The organism is Azospirillum ramasamyi, assembly GCF_003233655.1.
In the GTDB taxonomy this organism is placed as follows: Bacteria; Pseudomonadota; Alphaproteobacteria; order Azospirillales; family Azospirillaceae; genus Azospirillum; species Azospirillum ramasamyi.
In genome coordinates, this window is record NZ_CP029833.1 from 460,582 (window position 1) to 474,395 (window position 13,814).

Consider the following 13,814-nt stretch of genomic DNA (forward strand, 5'->3'; position numbering starts at 1 on the left):
TGGAAGGCGGTGCGGAGGGTTCCGGCATGTCGGAGCATGCTACACCCTTGCGCCGAGGCTGGACGACGGGAACCTGCGCCACCGCGGCGGCGCGTGCGGCGGCGGACGCTCTGTTCGGCCGGGAGTTCCCCGACCCGGTGACCGTGACCCTGCCCGGCGGCCAGACCCCGGCCTTCGCGCTGGCGGTGACGGAGCGGGGGGAGGGGTCGGACGGACCCTGGGCCGCGGCCGGCGTGGTCAAGGATGCCGGCGACGACCCCGACGTGACCCATGGCGCGCTGGTGCGGGCGCGGGTCTGGCGCGGCGCCCCCGGCAGCGGCGTGAGTTTCCGCGCCGGCCCCGGCGTCGGCACCGTGACCCTGCCCGGACTGCCCCTGGCCGTCGGCGAACCGGCGATCAACCCGGTGCCGCGCAGCATGATCGCCCGGGCGGTGGGGGAGGCGGCGGCCGAGGCAGGACAGCCCGCGGATCTCGTGGTCGAGGTCGGGGTGGAGAATGGCGAGCGGCTCGCCCGGCGCACCATGAACGGGCGGCTCGGCATCCTCGGCGGGCTGTCGATCCTGGGGACCACGGGGATCGTCGTGCCCTATTCCTGCGCGGCCTGGATCGCGTCGATCCAGCGCGGCATCGACGTGGCGCGGGCCGCCGGGCTGAGCCATGTCGCCGCCTGCACCGGCGACCTGTCGGAAAAGGCGGTGGTGGCGCGCTATGGCCTGTCCGAACAGGCGCTGATCGACATGGGCGATTTCGCCGGCGGCACGCTGAAATACCTGCGCCGGCACCCCATTCCCCGCCTGACCCTGTGCGGCGGCTTCGCCAAGTTCGGCAAGCTGGCGCGCGGGCTGATGGATCTGCACAGCAAGCGCAACAGCGTGGATTTCGACTGGCTGGCCGGGCGGCTGGCGGAGCTGGGCGCCGGGCCGGACCTGATCGCCCGGGCGCGCGGCGCCAACACGGCGGCGCAGGTGCTTGGCATGGCGGACGCCGCCGGCCTGCCGCTGGCCGACCATGTGGCGGAACTGGCCCGCCGCGCCGCGCAGGATGTGCTGGAGGATGCACCGGTCGCCGTCGAGGTGCTCGTCACCGACCGGCAGGGGCGCATCGTCGGGGTTGCTCACTCCCCCAATCCCCGATAGCGCCGCACGTGGCTGCCGTCGTACAGCGCGCTGCAGCGGAACTCCTCATGGCCCAGCGCCGGACCGACCAGGATCAGCGCGGTGCGTTCCATCGGTGAGGCCGCCACCTGCGCCGCGATGTCGGCCAGCGTGCCGCGCAGCACCCGTTCGTCCGGCCAGGTGGCGCGGTAGACCACCGCCGCCGGGCAGCCGGCGCCGTAGAGCGGGGTCAGCCGCTCCACCACCCGGTCGACGACGTGGATCGACAGGTGGATCGCCAGCGTGGCGCCCGAGGCGCCCAGCACCTCCAGCGTCTCGTTGGCGGGCATGGCCGAGGCGCGGCCTTCGGTGCGGGTCAGGATCAGCGTCTGGCTGACCTCCGGCAGGGTGAGTTCCCGCCCCAGCGCCGCCGACGCCGCGGCGAAGGCCGGCACGCCGGGGGTGATGGTGTAGGGAATGCCGAGATCCCGCAGCGCGCGGGTCTGCTCGCCCAGCGCGCTGTAGACCGACAGGTCGCCCGAATGCAGCCGCGCCACGTCCCGGCCGGCGGCATGGGCGGCCTGGAACTCGGCGACGATCTCCTCCAGCGTCAGCGGAGCGGTGTCGACGATGCGGGCATCGGCGGGGGCGTGGGCGATGATCTCCTTCGGAACCAGGGAGCCGGCATAGAGGCAGACCGGGCAGCGCGCGATCAGGTCGCGTCCGCGCAGGGTCAGCAGGTCGGGAGCGCCCGGTCCGGCACCGATGAAATGGACGGTCATGAACGGGTTCCCCAAAAAGCGTCGGAAATCAGGGCGATTGCGGGCAAGGCAAGCGCCACGGTGGCGCGGGGCGTCGAGCGGCGCGGCAGCAGCAGGCGCGATCCCGGCCCGGCGGCGGCCAGCGCCGCGGCCTCCGCCACCGACGCCAGCCCGACCGCGGCCAGCACGGTGGAGGAGCGGGTGTGGACGCGGTCCTGCGCCGCCAGCATCGCGTCCTCCGCGATGAAGCGCAGCGGCAGGCCGAGCGCGCGGGCGGCCTCCGCCAATCCGGCCTCGTCGGCCTTCATCGCCGGGGCGGCGAGGGCGGCAAGCCGGCGCGCGGCGTCGGGCAGGGCCGCCTCGTCGAAGGCGACGGCGACCAGGGCGGCGATCTCCTCCCAGCCGCAGCCGCGGCGGCAGCCCAGCCCGACGAAGACCGGGCCGAACAGCAGGGAGTCGGGCGTCATGCGGTCCATGTGCCCTCCGCATGGGGCTTTTCGGCCCGCCACAGCGTGACCGGCATGGCGGCGCGCCAGCCGCGGAAGCCGCCGACCGCCGAGGCGCGGGCGACCGCGATCTGGGTCAGCTCGCCGCCCAGCCGCTTATGCGCGTCGAACAGCACCGCCTCGCTTTCCAGCGTCACCGCGTTGGCGGCGATCCGGCCGCCGGGGGGCAGGGCGTCCCAGCAGGTCGCCAGCACGCCCTCTGTCGTCAGCCCGCCGCCGATGAAGATCGCGTCCGGCCGCTCCAGCCCGTGCAAATCCAGCCCGGTCAGCGCCGCCGGGGCCTTGCCGCGCGCCAGCGTCAGGCCGGGCACGCCGAGGGCCGCGGCGTTGGCGAGGATGCGGGCGATGCGTTCCGGGTGGTGTTCGACGGCGATGGCGCGGTTGGCGGGATCGCGCAGCATCCATTCGATGCCGATGGAGCCCGAGCCGGCGCCGACATCCCACAGAAGCTCGCCCCGGCGCGGCGCCAGGAAGGACAGGGTGACGGCGCGCACCTCGCGCTTGGTGATCTGCCCGTCATGCTCGAACCAGTCGTCGGGCAGGCCGGGGGCCAGCGGCAGGATGCGGGCGCCGGGGGCGGCGGCGCAGTCCAGCGCGATGGTGTTGAGGTCTGCGGTGCGCTCCTCGGTCCAGGCTTCGGCGGTCGCCTCCAGCCGGCCTTCCCGCGCTCCGCCCATCGCCTCCAGCACCGTCAGGCGCGAGGCGCCGAAGCCGCGGGCGCGCAGCAGAGCGGCGAGCTTCGCCGGGGTCGTTCCGTCCCAGGAAAGAAGCAGAAGCTTGGCGTTCGGTTGCAAATGCGGAACGACAAGCTCCAGCGGGCGGCCATGGACGGTCAGGCAGCGGCAGTCCTGCAAGGGCCAGCCCAGCCGGGAGGCCGCGAGGCTGAAGGCGGATGCCGCCGGTATCATCGTCGTTTCCGCAGCCGGAACGAGCCGCGACAGGGTGGCGCCCACCCCGTACCAGGACGGATCGCCGCTCGCCAGCACGCAGACCCGCTGTCCGCGCCGCGCGATCAGACCGGGGAAGGCGTCGGTCATCGGCGACGGCCAGGACAGACGTTCCTGCCCCGCAACGGCCGGCACGAGATCGAGGTGGCGGCTGCCGCCATAGAGGATCGCGGCGCTTTCCACCGCCGCGCGTGCGGCGGGCGGCAAACCGTCCCAGCCATCCTCACCGATGCCGACGATGCTGAGCCAGCGGGCCGTTCCCATGCTATCCATGGCGCCGATCCTGACGGGTGGGGTGGGGGAGATGGTCAAGGCGCTTATCCTGGGCGGCACGACGGAGGCGACGGCGCTGGCGAAACGGCTGGCCGGCCATCCCGGCATCGACGCCCGCGTGTCGCTGGCCGGCCGCACGAAGAACCCGGTGCTGCCGCCGCTGCCCACCCGCATCGGCGGCTTCGGCGGGGTGGAGGGGTTGGCCGGCTATCTGCGCGCCGAGGGCATCGGTGCCGTGATCGACGCGACGCACCCCTTTGCAGCGCAGATCTCCGCCAACGCCGCCGCGGCCTGCGCGCTGGCTGGTGTGCCGCTGCGTGTCCTGACCCGGCCGGCCTGGGTGGCGGGACCGGGCGACCGCTGGGTCGGCGTGCCGGACATGGCCGCCGCGGCGCTGGCGTTGCGCGATCTGGGCGACACCGTTTTCCTGACCATCGGCCGGCAGGAGGTCGCGGCCTTCGAGGCGACGCCGGACAAGCGCTACCTGATCCGCGCGGTGGACCCGCCGGAGCCGCTGCCGGCCCTGCCGCGCATGAGCCTGATCCTCGACCGCGGGCCGTTCACCGTGGAGGGCGAGTTGGCGCTGATGCGCGGGCAGGGGGTGGAGGCGATCGTCAGCAAGAACAGCGGCGGACGCGCCACCGACGCCAAGCTGGAGGCCGCGCGCGCGCTGGGCCTGCCGGTGGTGATGGTGGAGCGGCCGGCGGGCAACGGCGTGGCGGAACTGCACGGCGTGGATGCGGCGGTGGGGTGGCTGGAGGGGGTGGGCTGACACTTTCCTTCGCGAATTTCCCCTCTCCTCCCTGGGGGAGAGGGTTACTCGCGGTGGGTTGGTCGCTGGCATCTCTGCCAGCACTGCCGTCGCACTCACCTTCACCCCCGATAATGCCGGGGCGTGTAGACCCAGCGCCCGCCGTCCGCCCGCGCGACGAAGCGGGTGTGCGAGGCGCCGATGATGACCAGCGTGCGCATGTCCGCCTGTTCCGCCCGCACCTCGCCCAGCGTGGTGACGGTCAGTTCCTCGTCGGGGCGGCCGACGGCGCGGCCCAGCACGATGGGGGTGTCATGCGCGCGGATGCCGCGCAGGGCGTCGAAGGCGGCGCCAAGCTGCCAGGGCCGGGCGCGGGAGATCGGGTTGTAGAGCGCGATGACGAAATCCGCCTCCGCCGCCAGACGCAGGCGCTTCAGCACCACCTCCCACGGCTTGAGGTTGTCGGACAGCGAGATGGCGCAGAAATCATGCCCCAGCGGCGCCCCGGCCCGCGCGGCGGCGGCCTGCATGGCGGAAACCCCGGGATCGACCGACAATTGAACCCCATGCCACGCTTCGGGCGCCTCGGGATCGTCCAGCGCCTCGAAGATGGCGGCGGCCATGGCGAAGATGCCGGGGTCGCCGCCCGACACCACCGCCACCCGTCTTCCCTGCGCCGCTAGGTCCAGCGCGAAGCGGGCGCGGTCCAGTTCCACCCGGTTGTCGGAGGCGTGGCGCAGCTGATTCCCCGGCGGCACGCGCTCCACATAGGGGAAATAGCCGACGAGGTCGGTGGCCTCGGCCAGATCGCGCCGCGCCTCGGGGGTCAGCCAGTCCTCGGGACCGGGCCCCAATCCGACAACTTTCAGCCATCCGGTCATCCCCGCCTGCCCTCGCCCGGAATGACGATCTGGGAGAAATAGGGGGCGACGTCCGGCGCCTCCAGGAAGGGCATGAAGCGCTGTTCCTCCATGCTGGCGCGTTCCACATACCATGCGCGCTCGGCCAGCCCGGCGGCGGCGATGGCGCGGCGGACCTTGGGCAAATTCTGGCCCAGCTTCATCACCACGCAGGCATCGGCGGCGGTCAGCGCGCGGACCAGCGACTCCTCGTCCAGCGTGCCGGGGATCACCGACAGCACGTCGTCGCGCAGGGTCAGCGGGCGCGGCAGCAGCGAGGCGCTGCACACCATGCTGGTGACGCCGGGAATGACCTCCGTCGCGAAACGGCCGGACAGCCGCAGGAACAGATGCATGAAGGAGCCGTAGAAGAACGGATCCCCCTCGTTCAGCACCGCGACGGAGCGGCCGGCGGCGAGATGCCCGGCGATGCGCTCGGCGGACTCGTCGAAGAAGGCTTCGATCTGGCGGCCATAGTCCGGGTGGGTCGGCGGCAGCTCCACCGTCACCGGATAGACCATCGGCAGTTCGATCCGGTCGGGCGGAATGGCCTGATCCGCGATGCGGCGGGCCTGGCCCCGGGTGCCGCGCTTGCAGAAATAGGCGACGACCGGGCAGGCGCCGATGATGCGCATTGCCTTCAGCGTCATCAGTTCCGGGTCGCCGGGGCCGACGCCGACGCCGAACAGGGTGCCGGGGGTGGGGAGGGTGAGGGTATCGCCGCTCATTCGACGTCGCTCGCCAGCGCGTTGACGGCGGCGGCGGCCATGGCGCTGCCGCCGCGCCGGCCCCGGATCGCCAGATAGGGCACGCCGAAGGGGTTCTCGGCCAGCGCCTCCTTGCTTTCCATCGCGCCGACGAAGCCGACGGGGAAGCCCAGGATCGCCGCGGGCTTCGGCGCACCGGCCGCCAGCATCTCCAGCAGGTAGAACAGGGCGGTCGGCGCATTGCCGATGGCGACCACCGAACCGCCCAGCCGGTCGCCCCACAGGTCGAGCGCGGCGGCGGAGCGGGTGTTGCCGAGGCTTTTGGCCAGATCGGGCACGGCGGGATCGCGCAGGGTGCAGATCACCGGGTTGTCGGCCGGCAGGCGGGCGCGGGTCACGCCATGGGCGACCATTTCGCTGTCGCAGAGGATCGGCGCGCCGGATCGCAGGGCGGCGCGGGCGGCGGCGCCGACATCGGCGGAGAACAGCAGATCCCCGGCCGCATCGACCATGCCGCAGGCGTGGATGACGCGCACCGCCACCGGCTTCAGGTCATCGGGGATGGCGGACAGGTCGGCCTCCGCCCGGATGGTGGCGAAGGACTGGCGGTAGATGGCCGCTCCGTCGCGGATATAGTCGTAGAGCGGCTCAGGCACCGGTGGACTCCTCGGTCAACAGTTCCGCGACGCGGGCCACGGCGTCGGCGGGAGACAGGCCGATGTGCGGGGCGGCATCACCGGGTTTGGCGTTCAGGGCGACGTCATAGACGCCGTCTCGGGCGGTCAGGGTGACATCGGCGATGGCGGGATGGGCGCAGCCCTTGGCGCAGCCCGACACATGCACCATTCGCACATGGTCCAGCAAGGGGCCTGCGCGGTCGGCGATGGCGAGCGCGGCCGCATGGGTGTCGGTGGTTCCGACATCGCAGCCGCCGGCCCCGCTGCACGCCGTCAGCTTCAGCCGGCGGTCGCTGTGCGACAGGATGGCGCCACGGGCGCCGGCGATGGTTTCGGCATCGGGGGAGGGGGCGACGAGGATCAGGGCGCGCCAGGGGCTGATGCGGATCTCGGCGCAGGCGGCGGCGAGCGCGGCGAGGGTGGCGGAGGTCAGGCGCCCGAAGGGGAAGGCCGTCACCATTGCCGGGGCTTGCTCCTTTTCCCCCCCGGGGAGAAGGTCGGGATAAGGGGGGGCGGCCGAGCCGAAGCGATCCATGAGATGCGTCCCCCTCCCCTTGATCCTCTCCATGGGGGCGAGAGGGGACAGCAGCGGGGCGAGGCGCTTGCCGATTTCTTCGGTGCCGATTGCCGCGACCAGACCGGCCATGCGGCGCGGCGGCTCCGGCAGGGCGGCGCGCAGTTCCAGGAAGGCGCGGCCCAGCGCCGACGCCGCATCCGCCGCATCCGCCGCCCGGCACAGGCCCAGCGGCGCGGCCTTCGCCAGCGTGCCGCCGAGCGACACCCGGAACCATTCGCCGTCCACCGCGTCGAAGCGTATGTCCGTGCTGCTCTCCGCCAGATGGCCGATCCCGCCGCCGCAGACCAGCCAGCCGAATTTCGGCGGCAGGCCGTGCAGCCCCTTATCCTCCGCCAGCCGCGCGTCGAGCGTACGTGCAACCGCCCGTACGTCCATCGCCGCCGCGGGGTCCAGCCCGGCGGTGGGGGAGCACAGGACGTTGCGCACCGCCTCGCTCGCCGCGTCGCTGGAGACGTAGCCCATGCCGCGCAGGGCGTCGGTCACCGGGTCCAGCGCGTCGGCGGGAACACCGCGGAGCTGCAGGTTGCCGCGATGGCTGAGGTCGATCAGGCCGTTGCCGTAACGCTCCCCCAACTCGGCGATGCGGCGGGCATGGCCGGCGGGCAGCACACCGGCGGGGACGCGGACGCGCAGCAGGAAGCCGTCCCCGACCTGCATCGGCGCCAGCACGCCGGGGCAGGTGCCGCGGCGTCTCGGCTGGTTGGCGGCAGGGGGCTTCATGCGGCGGTCTCCCGGAGGCGCCGCAGATCCTCCGCGGTGGAATTGCGGCGGGGGTGCCACAGGCCGCGGTCGAGCGCCTCGCTCATGCGTGCCACAATGTGCCGGGCAGCCGCCGGGTTGGCATGCGACAGGAAGTCCCACACCTCGGAATCCTCGATGTACGCGTCGTACAGCAGGTCGAAATGGGCGGGGCGTACGGCGTCGGTGGTGGCGGCGAAGGCGAAGAGCGTATCGACGCCGGCCGCCAGCTCGGCAGCGCCGCGATAGCCGTGGCGCATCATGCCCCGGATCCAGAGCGGGTTGGCCGCCCGGCCGCGCAGGGTGCGGGCGATCTCCTCCGCCAGCGTACGGACGGCGAGCTTGCCCGGATCGGCGCTGTCGAGGTGGTAGAGCGCCGGTTCGGAGTCCTCCAGCGCCGCCGCCGCCGCGAAACCGCCCTCGAACTGCATGAAGCCGTCGGTCGACAGCACGTCATGCTCCCGCTGGTCCTGGTGGTGGACCAGGGCGTCGGCGCCGCCGACACGGCGGCGGAACAGGGCGGGCAGCGGCACCCCCTCCATCCCGGCGCCATAGGCGTGACAGCCCCCCTCCAGATAGGCGGCGCCGAAATCGGCCCTTGCGGTCCAGTCGCCGCGCGCGATCATGCCGGACAGCGCGGTGCCGTAGATGCCGGGGGCGGCGCCGAAGATGCGCGCGGTGGCCCAGCGGCGGGCGTCCGCCGCGTCGGCGCCGGATGCCGCGAGGTGCCGTTCCTCGGCCCGCGCGGTGGCGGCAAGCGGGTTGGTGTCGTCCGGCTCGTCCAGCCCGGCGACGGCGCGCACCGCTTGGTCGAACAGGGCGATCTGCTGCGGGAAGACATCGCGGAACAGGCCGGAGATGCGAAGCGTCACATCGACCCGCGGCCGGCCGAGCACGCCGGCCGGCATGATCTCGTATCCCGTGACCCGGCCGGAGCCGTTCTCCCAGATCGGACGGACGCCGAGCAGGGCCAGCGCCTGGGCCAGCTCGTCGCCGCCGGTGCGCATGGCCGGGGTGCCCCAGCAATCCACCACCAGCCGGCGCGGCCAATCGCCATGGTCCTGGAGATAGCGGGTGATCAGCGCGTCCGCCGCCTGCCAGCCCAGCGTCCAGGCGGTCGGCGTCGGCACCCCGCGCGGGTCGAGGGCATAGAGGTTACGCCCGGTCGGCAGCGTGTCCGCCCGCCCGCGGGCCGGCGAACCGCCGGGGCCGGGGCGGACGAAGCGGCCGTCCAGCCCGTCGAGCAATGCCCGCATTTCCGCCTCGCCGCAGGCGTCCACCGCGGCGGCGACCATGGCCGGATCGGCGGAGCGGGCGACGGCGGCGGTCAGACGGTCGCGGCGCTCGCCGGTCGGGCTGTGGCCGAAGACATGCAGTCCGTCGCGGATCTGCAATTCCTTGATGTCGCAGAGATGGGCGTCCAGCCGCGACAGGATGGCGTCGGGATCGTCGTCGGGCCGCAGGTTGCAGTCGGCGGCGACGCCGGATTTCCAGGCGAGGTCGAGGATCGTCTCGCGCAGCATGCCCAGCCGCCGCGGGTCGAGCCCGGTCGCCTGCGAATACTCGTCGATGGCGTTTTCCAGCGCGGCGAGCTCGCCGTAGAGGCCGGAGTCCACCGGCGGCGGGGTCAGATGGCCGACCAGCACGGCGCCCAGGCGGCGGCGCGCCTGCACGCCCTCGCCGGGGTTGTTGACGATGAAGGGATAGAGGGTCGGCAGGGCGCCGCCGACAATCTCCGGCCAGCAATCGGCCGACAGCGCCACCGCCTTGCCCGGCAGCCATTCCAGCGTGCCGTGGGCGCCGATCTGCACCAGGGCATGGATGTCCACGACATGGCGCAGCCACAGGTAAAAGGCGAGATAGCCGTGGCTGGGCGGGGTGTCTGGATCGTGGTGCTGGGCGGTGGTCAGGGAACCGTGGCCGCGGCTGGGCTGCACCGTCACCACGGCATTGCCGCAGGACAGGACGCGGAAGGCGAAAGCGCCGTCGCGGCAGGCGGGATCGGCGGCCGGCTCGCCCCAGGTCTCGGCGATGCGGGCGCGCAGGTCCGGCGGGGCGAGGCGGCGGTAGTCGGCCAGCGACAGGGTCGGGGTCGGCGCGGCGGTAAGGGCGGCCATCAGCGCGGCGCCCCCATCCAAGAAGGTGTCCGGGATGGCGGACAGGCTGTAGCCCTCGGCGGACAGGCGGCGGAGCATCGCCACGGTGCTGGCCGGGCTGTCGAGGCCGACGGCATGGCCGATGCCGCCGCCCGGCCCCGGATAATCGGACAGCACCAGCGCCAGCCGCCGCTCCGCCCGAGCGGTTCGGGACAGGCGGACCCAGCTCGCCGCGAGGTCGGCGGTGAAATCCACCCGGCCGGGGATCGGGCGCAGGGCCGGGGCGGCGAATTGCAGGTCGGGGTCCGGCTCCCCCGCCGCCTTGAAGGCGATCGCGCGGGCGATGATGCGGCCGTCCATCTCCGGCAGCACGACGTTCATCGCGAGATCGGACGGACCCAGCCCGCGCGATGAGGCCTGCCAGCCGGCTTCGGGAGTGGTGGAGAGGATGGCCTGCAGGACCGGGCTGCCGTTGGCCTCCAGCGGCGAGCCGTCCTCGCGTGCGGCGGAGAAGGCGGTGGTGTTGACGACGACCGCGGCGTCCTGCGCGGTCAGGCTGGCGCGCATCCAGGCGGCGCAGTCCGGCTCCTTCAGGCTGGCGACGAACAGCGGGCGGGGGGCGAGACTGCGTGCGGCCAGCGCGTCGCACAGGGCGTGGATCGGGGCGAGGTCGCCGGCCAGCAGGTGGGAGCGGTAGAAGACGACCGCCGCAACCGGAGCTTCGGCGGGGGCTTCTGGGGCGGAGGGACCGTGCCAGCCGTCATAGCTGCCGAAGCGCGGGACGGGGGCTGGATCCTCGTGGGGCAGGGGCGTGCCGGCCAGGGTGGAGGCGCAGGCCAGCAGTTGGGCCATGTTGGCGGGGCCGCCCTCGGTGAAATAGCGCCAGAGGCGGTCGGCCGCTTCGGGGGCGACGGTGCCGTAGGCGGTCAGGTTCGGGTCGGGCTGGGCCTCTCCCGACAGGACGGCCAGCGGGATGCCGCGCTCGCGGCAGAGGGCGGACAGGCGATCGAGGCCGTAGCGCCAATAGCCGCTGCCGCCGAGCAGGCGCAGGACCACCAGCTTCGCCTGAGCGACGATGGTGTCGACGTAGAGATCGACCGACAGGGGATGGCCGAGCCGGTTGAGGTTGGCGAGGCGAAGGCTGGGCAGCCGCTCGCGCCCGGCCCGCCAGGCGCTGGCGAGCGCGGTCAGGTCGCTGTCGGAAAAAGACAGCATGACGAGGTCGGCGGGCGTCTGTCCCAGGTCTTCCGCCTGGGGGCCGGCGTCCAGTTCGTCCTGGCGGGCGGCGAGCAGGTGCATGGGTGTCCGCGGATACGTTCAAGGAGTGGGGACACTTTCCCCCACCCTGACCCTCCCCCGCTGAGCAGGGGAGGGAACCTAAGCGCTTGTTTGGAAAAGCATCACCAATCTCCCTCCCCCGCCCGGCGGGGGAGGGTCGGGGTGGGGGCTATACGCGGCGATCAGTTACCCGACAACCGCCCCGGTCACGGCGTCCCGGTCCAGCCCGCTCTCGCCGATCACCACCAGACGGCTGCGGCGCTCCTCGCCGGGCTTCCACAGGCGGTCGTAATGGGTCTGGATGCGGGTGCCGACGCCCTGGACCAGCAGGCGCATCGGCTTGCCGGGCACGTCGATGAAGCCCTTCAGGCGCAGCACGCCATGCAGGCCGGCGACCTTCTCCAGGGTCATCGCCAGAGCGGCGGGATCGGGCTGCGGCGGCAGTTCCACCACGAAGCTGGTGAAGTCGTCGTGGTCGTGGCCCTCTTCCTCGTCATGGTGGCTGGGACGGCTGGCGAGGTCGTCCTCCACCGCCGCTCCGACGCCCAGCAGCACCAGCGGATCGACGGCCCCCTGGGAGGCGCGGACCAGCTTGGCGTCGCGGCCGACCGTATGCGAGAGGGCGCCGCGGATCAGATCCTCGACGCGGGCGAGGTCGACGGCGTCGACCAGATCGGTCTTGTTGACGACGATCAGGTCGGCGCAGAGCAGCTGGTCCTCGAACACCTCTTCGATCGGCGTTTCGTGGTCGACGGTTCCGGCGGCGCCGCGCTGGGCCTCCAGCGCCGCGGGATCGGGGGCGAAGCGGCCCTCGGCGGCGGCGGCGGCATCCACCACGGCGATGACGCCGTCCACGGTGACGCGGGTCTTGATCGCCGGCCAATGGAAGGCCTGGACCAGCGGTTTCGGCAGGGCCAGGCCGCTGGTTTCGATCACGATATGCTCGGGCGGCTCCGGCCGGGCCAGCAGCTTTTCGATGGCCGGGACGAAATCGTCGGCGACGGTGCAGCACAGGCAGCCGTTCGCCAGCTCGATCACGTCGTCCTCGGTGCAGGTCGGGTTGCCGCAGGCGCGCAGGATGTCGCCGTCGATGCCGACATCGCCGAACTCGTTGATGATCAGCGCCAGCCGGCGGCCTTCGGCCTGTTCCAGCAGGCTGCGGATCAGCGTGGTCTTGCCGGCGCCGAGGAAGCCGGTGATGACGGTCGCCGGCACCTTGCCGACGGCTGTCTTGGGTTGGGCGGACATGTGACGTGGCTCCTTAACGCGCGCCGGGCTGGGGCCGCAGGGCTGGGCGGGAATCGGTCTCGCCGACCAGTCCGCTCATCAGCCAGCCGCAGGCCGCGCCCAGGATCGCCCAGAACAGGGCGGAAGCGCCCAGCGCGGCGGTGACGAAATGGGCGGCGAGTTCCGGCGGGACGGCGCCCTCGGCGCTTTCGGGGTGGGGGGCGCCGACCAGATGGGGCAGGGCGGCGGCAAGGACGGCGGCGGTGATGACGAAGCGGTTGCGGGAGAAGGCGAGCGCCGCCATGCCGACGCCGGCCCCGCTCGCCGCGGCCAGCCACCAGAGCTGGCGCAGCTCCAGATCGGCGCCGGCCATGCCCGGCAGTTCAGGCGGCAGGCCGAAGGAGGGCGCCAGCGACATGGCGACGAAACCGCCTGCCCCCCACACCAGCCCGCGCCGCGCATCGACAGGCCGACCGGCCAGCAGCATCGCGGCCGACAGCAGCAGCGCATAGGCCACGCCGGTCAGCAGGTTGGAGACGATGGTCAGGCCCATGCGCTGCACCGCCTCGCCCAGCGTGGCGGGCACGCCTTCGCCGACCTCGCGGACGGGGCCATGCTGGTGAGATTCCGTGGCAGCACCGGCGGGGGCGGAAGGCGGAGTCACCACCTCGTATTTCTCGGCTTCGAGGATCAGCGGGACGGTCGTCGCCTGCTGAACGACGGAAGCGGCCGTGCCGGAAAGCACGCCCGCGACCAAAGCGGCTGTGAACAGCCGCCGGATCAGATCCATGACCCCGGCTTTAGTGGCAGGGGAACGCGAAGGAATGGCGGGCGTCGTGGGCCGCGTCGTGGATCTGCTGCGGCTGGGCGAAGCCGACGCCGTACAGCAGGAAGCTGCCCAGCAGGATCGCGGCGAAGGCGGCGGTCGCGGTCTGGGCGGCGCTGCGGGTCGCGGAACCGGCGGCAGTGTGGAGGAAACGGGTGGCCATGGAACGATTCCTTGCTGTCCCGCCACACCCGGCGGGGTTGGGAGCCTATCGTGTCCGGCGGCAGGTTTCCTGGCTCGCGGGTCGTCGCGTCGCCGTCCGCCTTCCCGGCGCGAAGGCCAGTGGCATGATGGATGGAACGCTCGTCGCACACAGTTGCGGGGGCAGCCACGGCATTGGACCCCGTGCAAGGGAGATCCGCACCGCATTCCCTATTATCCCCACCGTCCGTCAGGACGGGCGGGGCACCGTCGGACGGTCACCATCGCAGTGCAATGGCGGTTTGGCAAGGCCGCA

The 13,814-nt window shown here is 72.7% G+C and carries 13 protein-coding genes and 1 riboswitch; of the genes, 2 read left to right on the forward strand and 11 right to left on the reverse strand.

The window, feature by feature from the left end; translation table 11 throughout:
* Positions 1-26 precede the first annotated feature (26 nt).
* Positions 27-1,136 (forward strand): cobalt-precorrin-5B (C(1))-methyltransferase, encoded by a 1,110-nt coding sequence (locus tag DM194_RS24335; RefSeq protein WP_111070305.1) that lies wholly within the window; start codon positions 27-29, stop codon positions 1,134-1,136.
* Here DM194_RS24335 and cobM read toward each other — a convergent pair.
* From cobM to cbiE, 3 genes are read right to left on the reverse strand one after another with little or no spacing between them, the layout of a single operon-like run.
* On the reverse strand, positions 1,115-1,876 hold the full coding sequence (gene cobM, locus DM194_RS24340; protein WP_111070156.1) for a precorrin-4 C(11)-methyltransferase: 762 nt from the start codon (positions 1,874-1,876) through the stop codon (positions 1,115-1,117). The two genes, DM194_RS24335 and cobM, sit on opposite strands and share 22 nt — an antisense overlap.
* Complete coding sequence (locus DM194_RS24345; RefSeq protein WP_111070158.1) at positions 1,873-2,331, reverse strand: cobalamin biosynthesis protein; 459 nt, start codon at positions 2,329-2,331, stop codon at positions 1,873-1,875. The genes cobM and DM194_RS24345 overlap by 4 nt, the downstream gene beginning before the upstream one ends.
* Entirely contained in the window at positions 2,319-3,572 is a 1,254-nt protein-coding gene (cbiE, locus tag DM194_RS24350) for a precorrin-6y C5,15-methyltransferase (decarboxylating) subunit CbiE (protein WP_111070160.1), read from the reverse strand. The genes DM194_RS24345 and cbiE overlap by 13 nt, the downstream gene beginning before the upstream one ends.
* On the opposite strand from cbiE, the gene DM194_RS24355 reads away from it, so the two are divergent.
* Positions 3,571-4,353: a cobalt-precorrin-6A reductase gene (locus DM194_RS24355; RefSeq protein WP_246024575.1), complete on the forward strand. Its 783-nt coding sequence runs from the start codon at positions 3,571-3,573 to the stop codon at positions 4,351-4,353. The two genes, cbiE and DM194_RS24355, sit on opposite strands and share 2 nt — an antisense overlap.
* Positions 4,354-4,454: 101 nt before the next feature.
* Here the strand turns inward: DM194_RS24355 and cobJ are convergent, their stop codons facing one another.
* The 8 genes from cobJ to DM194_RS24395 form a co-directional block, all read right to left on the reverse strand.
* Positions 4,455-5,213: a precorrin-3B C(17)-methyltransferase gene (gene cobJ / locus DM194_RS24360; protein WP_111070162.1), complete on the reverse strand. Its 759-nt coding sequence runs from the start codon at positions 5,211-5,213 to the stop codon at positions 4,455-4,457.
* Complete coding sequence (locus DM194_RS24365; RefSeq protein ID WP_111070164.1) at positions 5,210-5,959, reverse strand: precorrin-2 C(20)-methyltransferase; 750 nt, start codon at positions 5,957-5,959, stop codon at positions 5,210-5,212. Before DM194_RS24365 ends, cobJ begins: the two co-directional genes overlap by 4 nt.
* Entirely contained in the window at positions 5,956-6,594 is a 639-nt protein-coding gene (locus DM194_RS24370) for a precorrin-8X methylmutase (RefSeq protein ID WP_111070166.1), read from the reverse strand. Before DM194_RS24370 ends, DM194_RS24365 begins: the two co-directional genes overlap by 4 nt.
* On the reverse strand, positions 6,587-7,912 hold the full coding sequence (gene cobG, locus DM194_RS24375) for a precorrin-3B synthase (RefSeq protein ID WP_111070169.1): 1,326 nt from the start codon (positions 7,910-7,912) through the stop codon (positions 6,587-6,589). The genes DM194_RS24370 and cobG overlap by 8 nt, the downstream gene beginning before the upstream one ends.
* The gene (gene cobN / locus DM194_RS24380) at positions 7,909-11,325 is read right to left on the reverse strand and encodes a cobaltochelatase subunit CobN (RefSeq protein WP_111070171.1); all 3,417 of its coding nucleotides are present in this window, start codon (positions 11,323-11,325) and stop codon (positions 7,909-7,911) included. Before cobN ends, cobG begins: the two co-directional genes overlap by 4 nt.
* A gap of 165 nt (positions 11,326-11,490) precedes the next feature.
* Entirely contained in the window at positions 11,491-12,552 is a 1,062-nt protein-coding gene (cobW, locus tag DM194_RS24385) for a cobalamin biosynthesis protein CobW (RefSeq protein WP_111070174.1), read from the reverse strand.
* Positions 12,553-12,565: 13 nt separating this feature from the next.
* The gene (locus tag DM194_RS24390; RefSeq protein WP_111070177.1) at positions 12,566-13,321 is read right to left on the reverse strand and encodes a CbtA family protein; all 756 of its coding nucleotides are present in this window, start codon (positions 13,319-13,321) and stop codon (positions 12,566-12,568) included.
* Between the two features lie 10 nt (positions 13,322-13,331).
* A complete protein-coding gene (locus tag DM194_RS24395) occupies positions 13,332-13,520 on the reverse strand; it encodes a CbtB domain-containing protein (RefSeq protein WP_111070180.1) in 189 nt (62 codons plus the stop codon).
* Between the two features lie 42 nt (positions 13,521-13,562).
* A riboswitch (cobalamin riboswitch) is annotated at positions 13,563-13,785 on the reverse strand.
* Between the last annotated feature and the right edge of the window lie 29 nt (positions 13,786-13,814).

Bases quoted from the DNA above. Each gene is read 5' to 3' on its own strand.
- cobN (WP_111070171.1), bottom strand. From the start codon at position 11,325: ATGCACCTGCTCGCCGCCCGCCAGGACGAACTGGACGCCGGCCCCCAG.
- DM194_RS24355 (WP_246024575.1), top strand. From the start codon at position 3,571: ATGCTATCCATGGCGCCGATCCTGACGGGTGGGGTGGGGGAGATGGTC.
- DM194_RS24345 (WP_111070158.1), bottom strand. From the start codon at position 2,331: ATGGACCGCATGACGCCCGACTCCCTGCTGTTCGGCCCGGTCTTCGTC.
- DM194_RS24365 (WP_111070164.1), bottom strand. From the start codon at position 5,959: ATGAGCGGCGATACCCTCACCCTCCCCACCCCCGGCACCCTGTTCGGC.
- DM194_RS24395 (WP_111070180.1), bottom strand. From the start codon at position 13,520: ATGGCCACCCGTTTCCTCCACACTGCCGCCGGTTCCGCGACCCGCAGC.
- cobW (WP_111070174.1), bottom strand. From the start codon at position 12,552: ATGTCCGCCCAACCCAAGACAGCCGTCGGCAAGGTGCCGGCGACCGTC.
- cobJ (WP_111070162.1), bottom strand. From the start codon at position 5,213: ATGACCGGATGGCTGAAAGTTGTCGGATTGGGGCCCGGTCCCGAGGAC.
- DM194_RS24390 (WP_111070177.1), bottom strand. From the start codon at position 13,321: ATGGATCTGATCCGGCGGCTGTTCACAGCCGCTTTGGTCGCGGGCGTG.
- cobG (WP_111070169.1), bottom strand. From the start codon at position 7,912: ATGAAGCCCCCTGCCGCCAACCAGCCGAGACGCCGCGGCACCTGCCCC.
- DM194_RS24335 (WP_111070305.1), top strand. From the start codon at position 27: ATGTCGGAGCATGCTACACCCTTGCGCCGAGGCTGGACGACGGGAACC.
- cbiE (WP_111070160.1), bottom strand. From the start codon at position 3,572: ATGGGAACGGCCCGCTGGCTCAGCATCGTCGGCATCGGTGAGGATGGC.
- cobM (WP_111070156.1), bottom strand. From the start codon at position 1,876: ATGACCGTCCATTTCATCGGTGCCGGACCGGGCGCTCCCGACCTGCTG.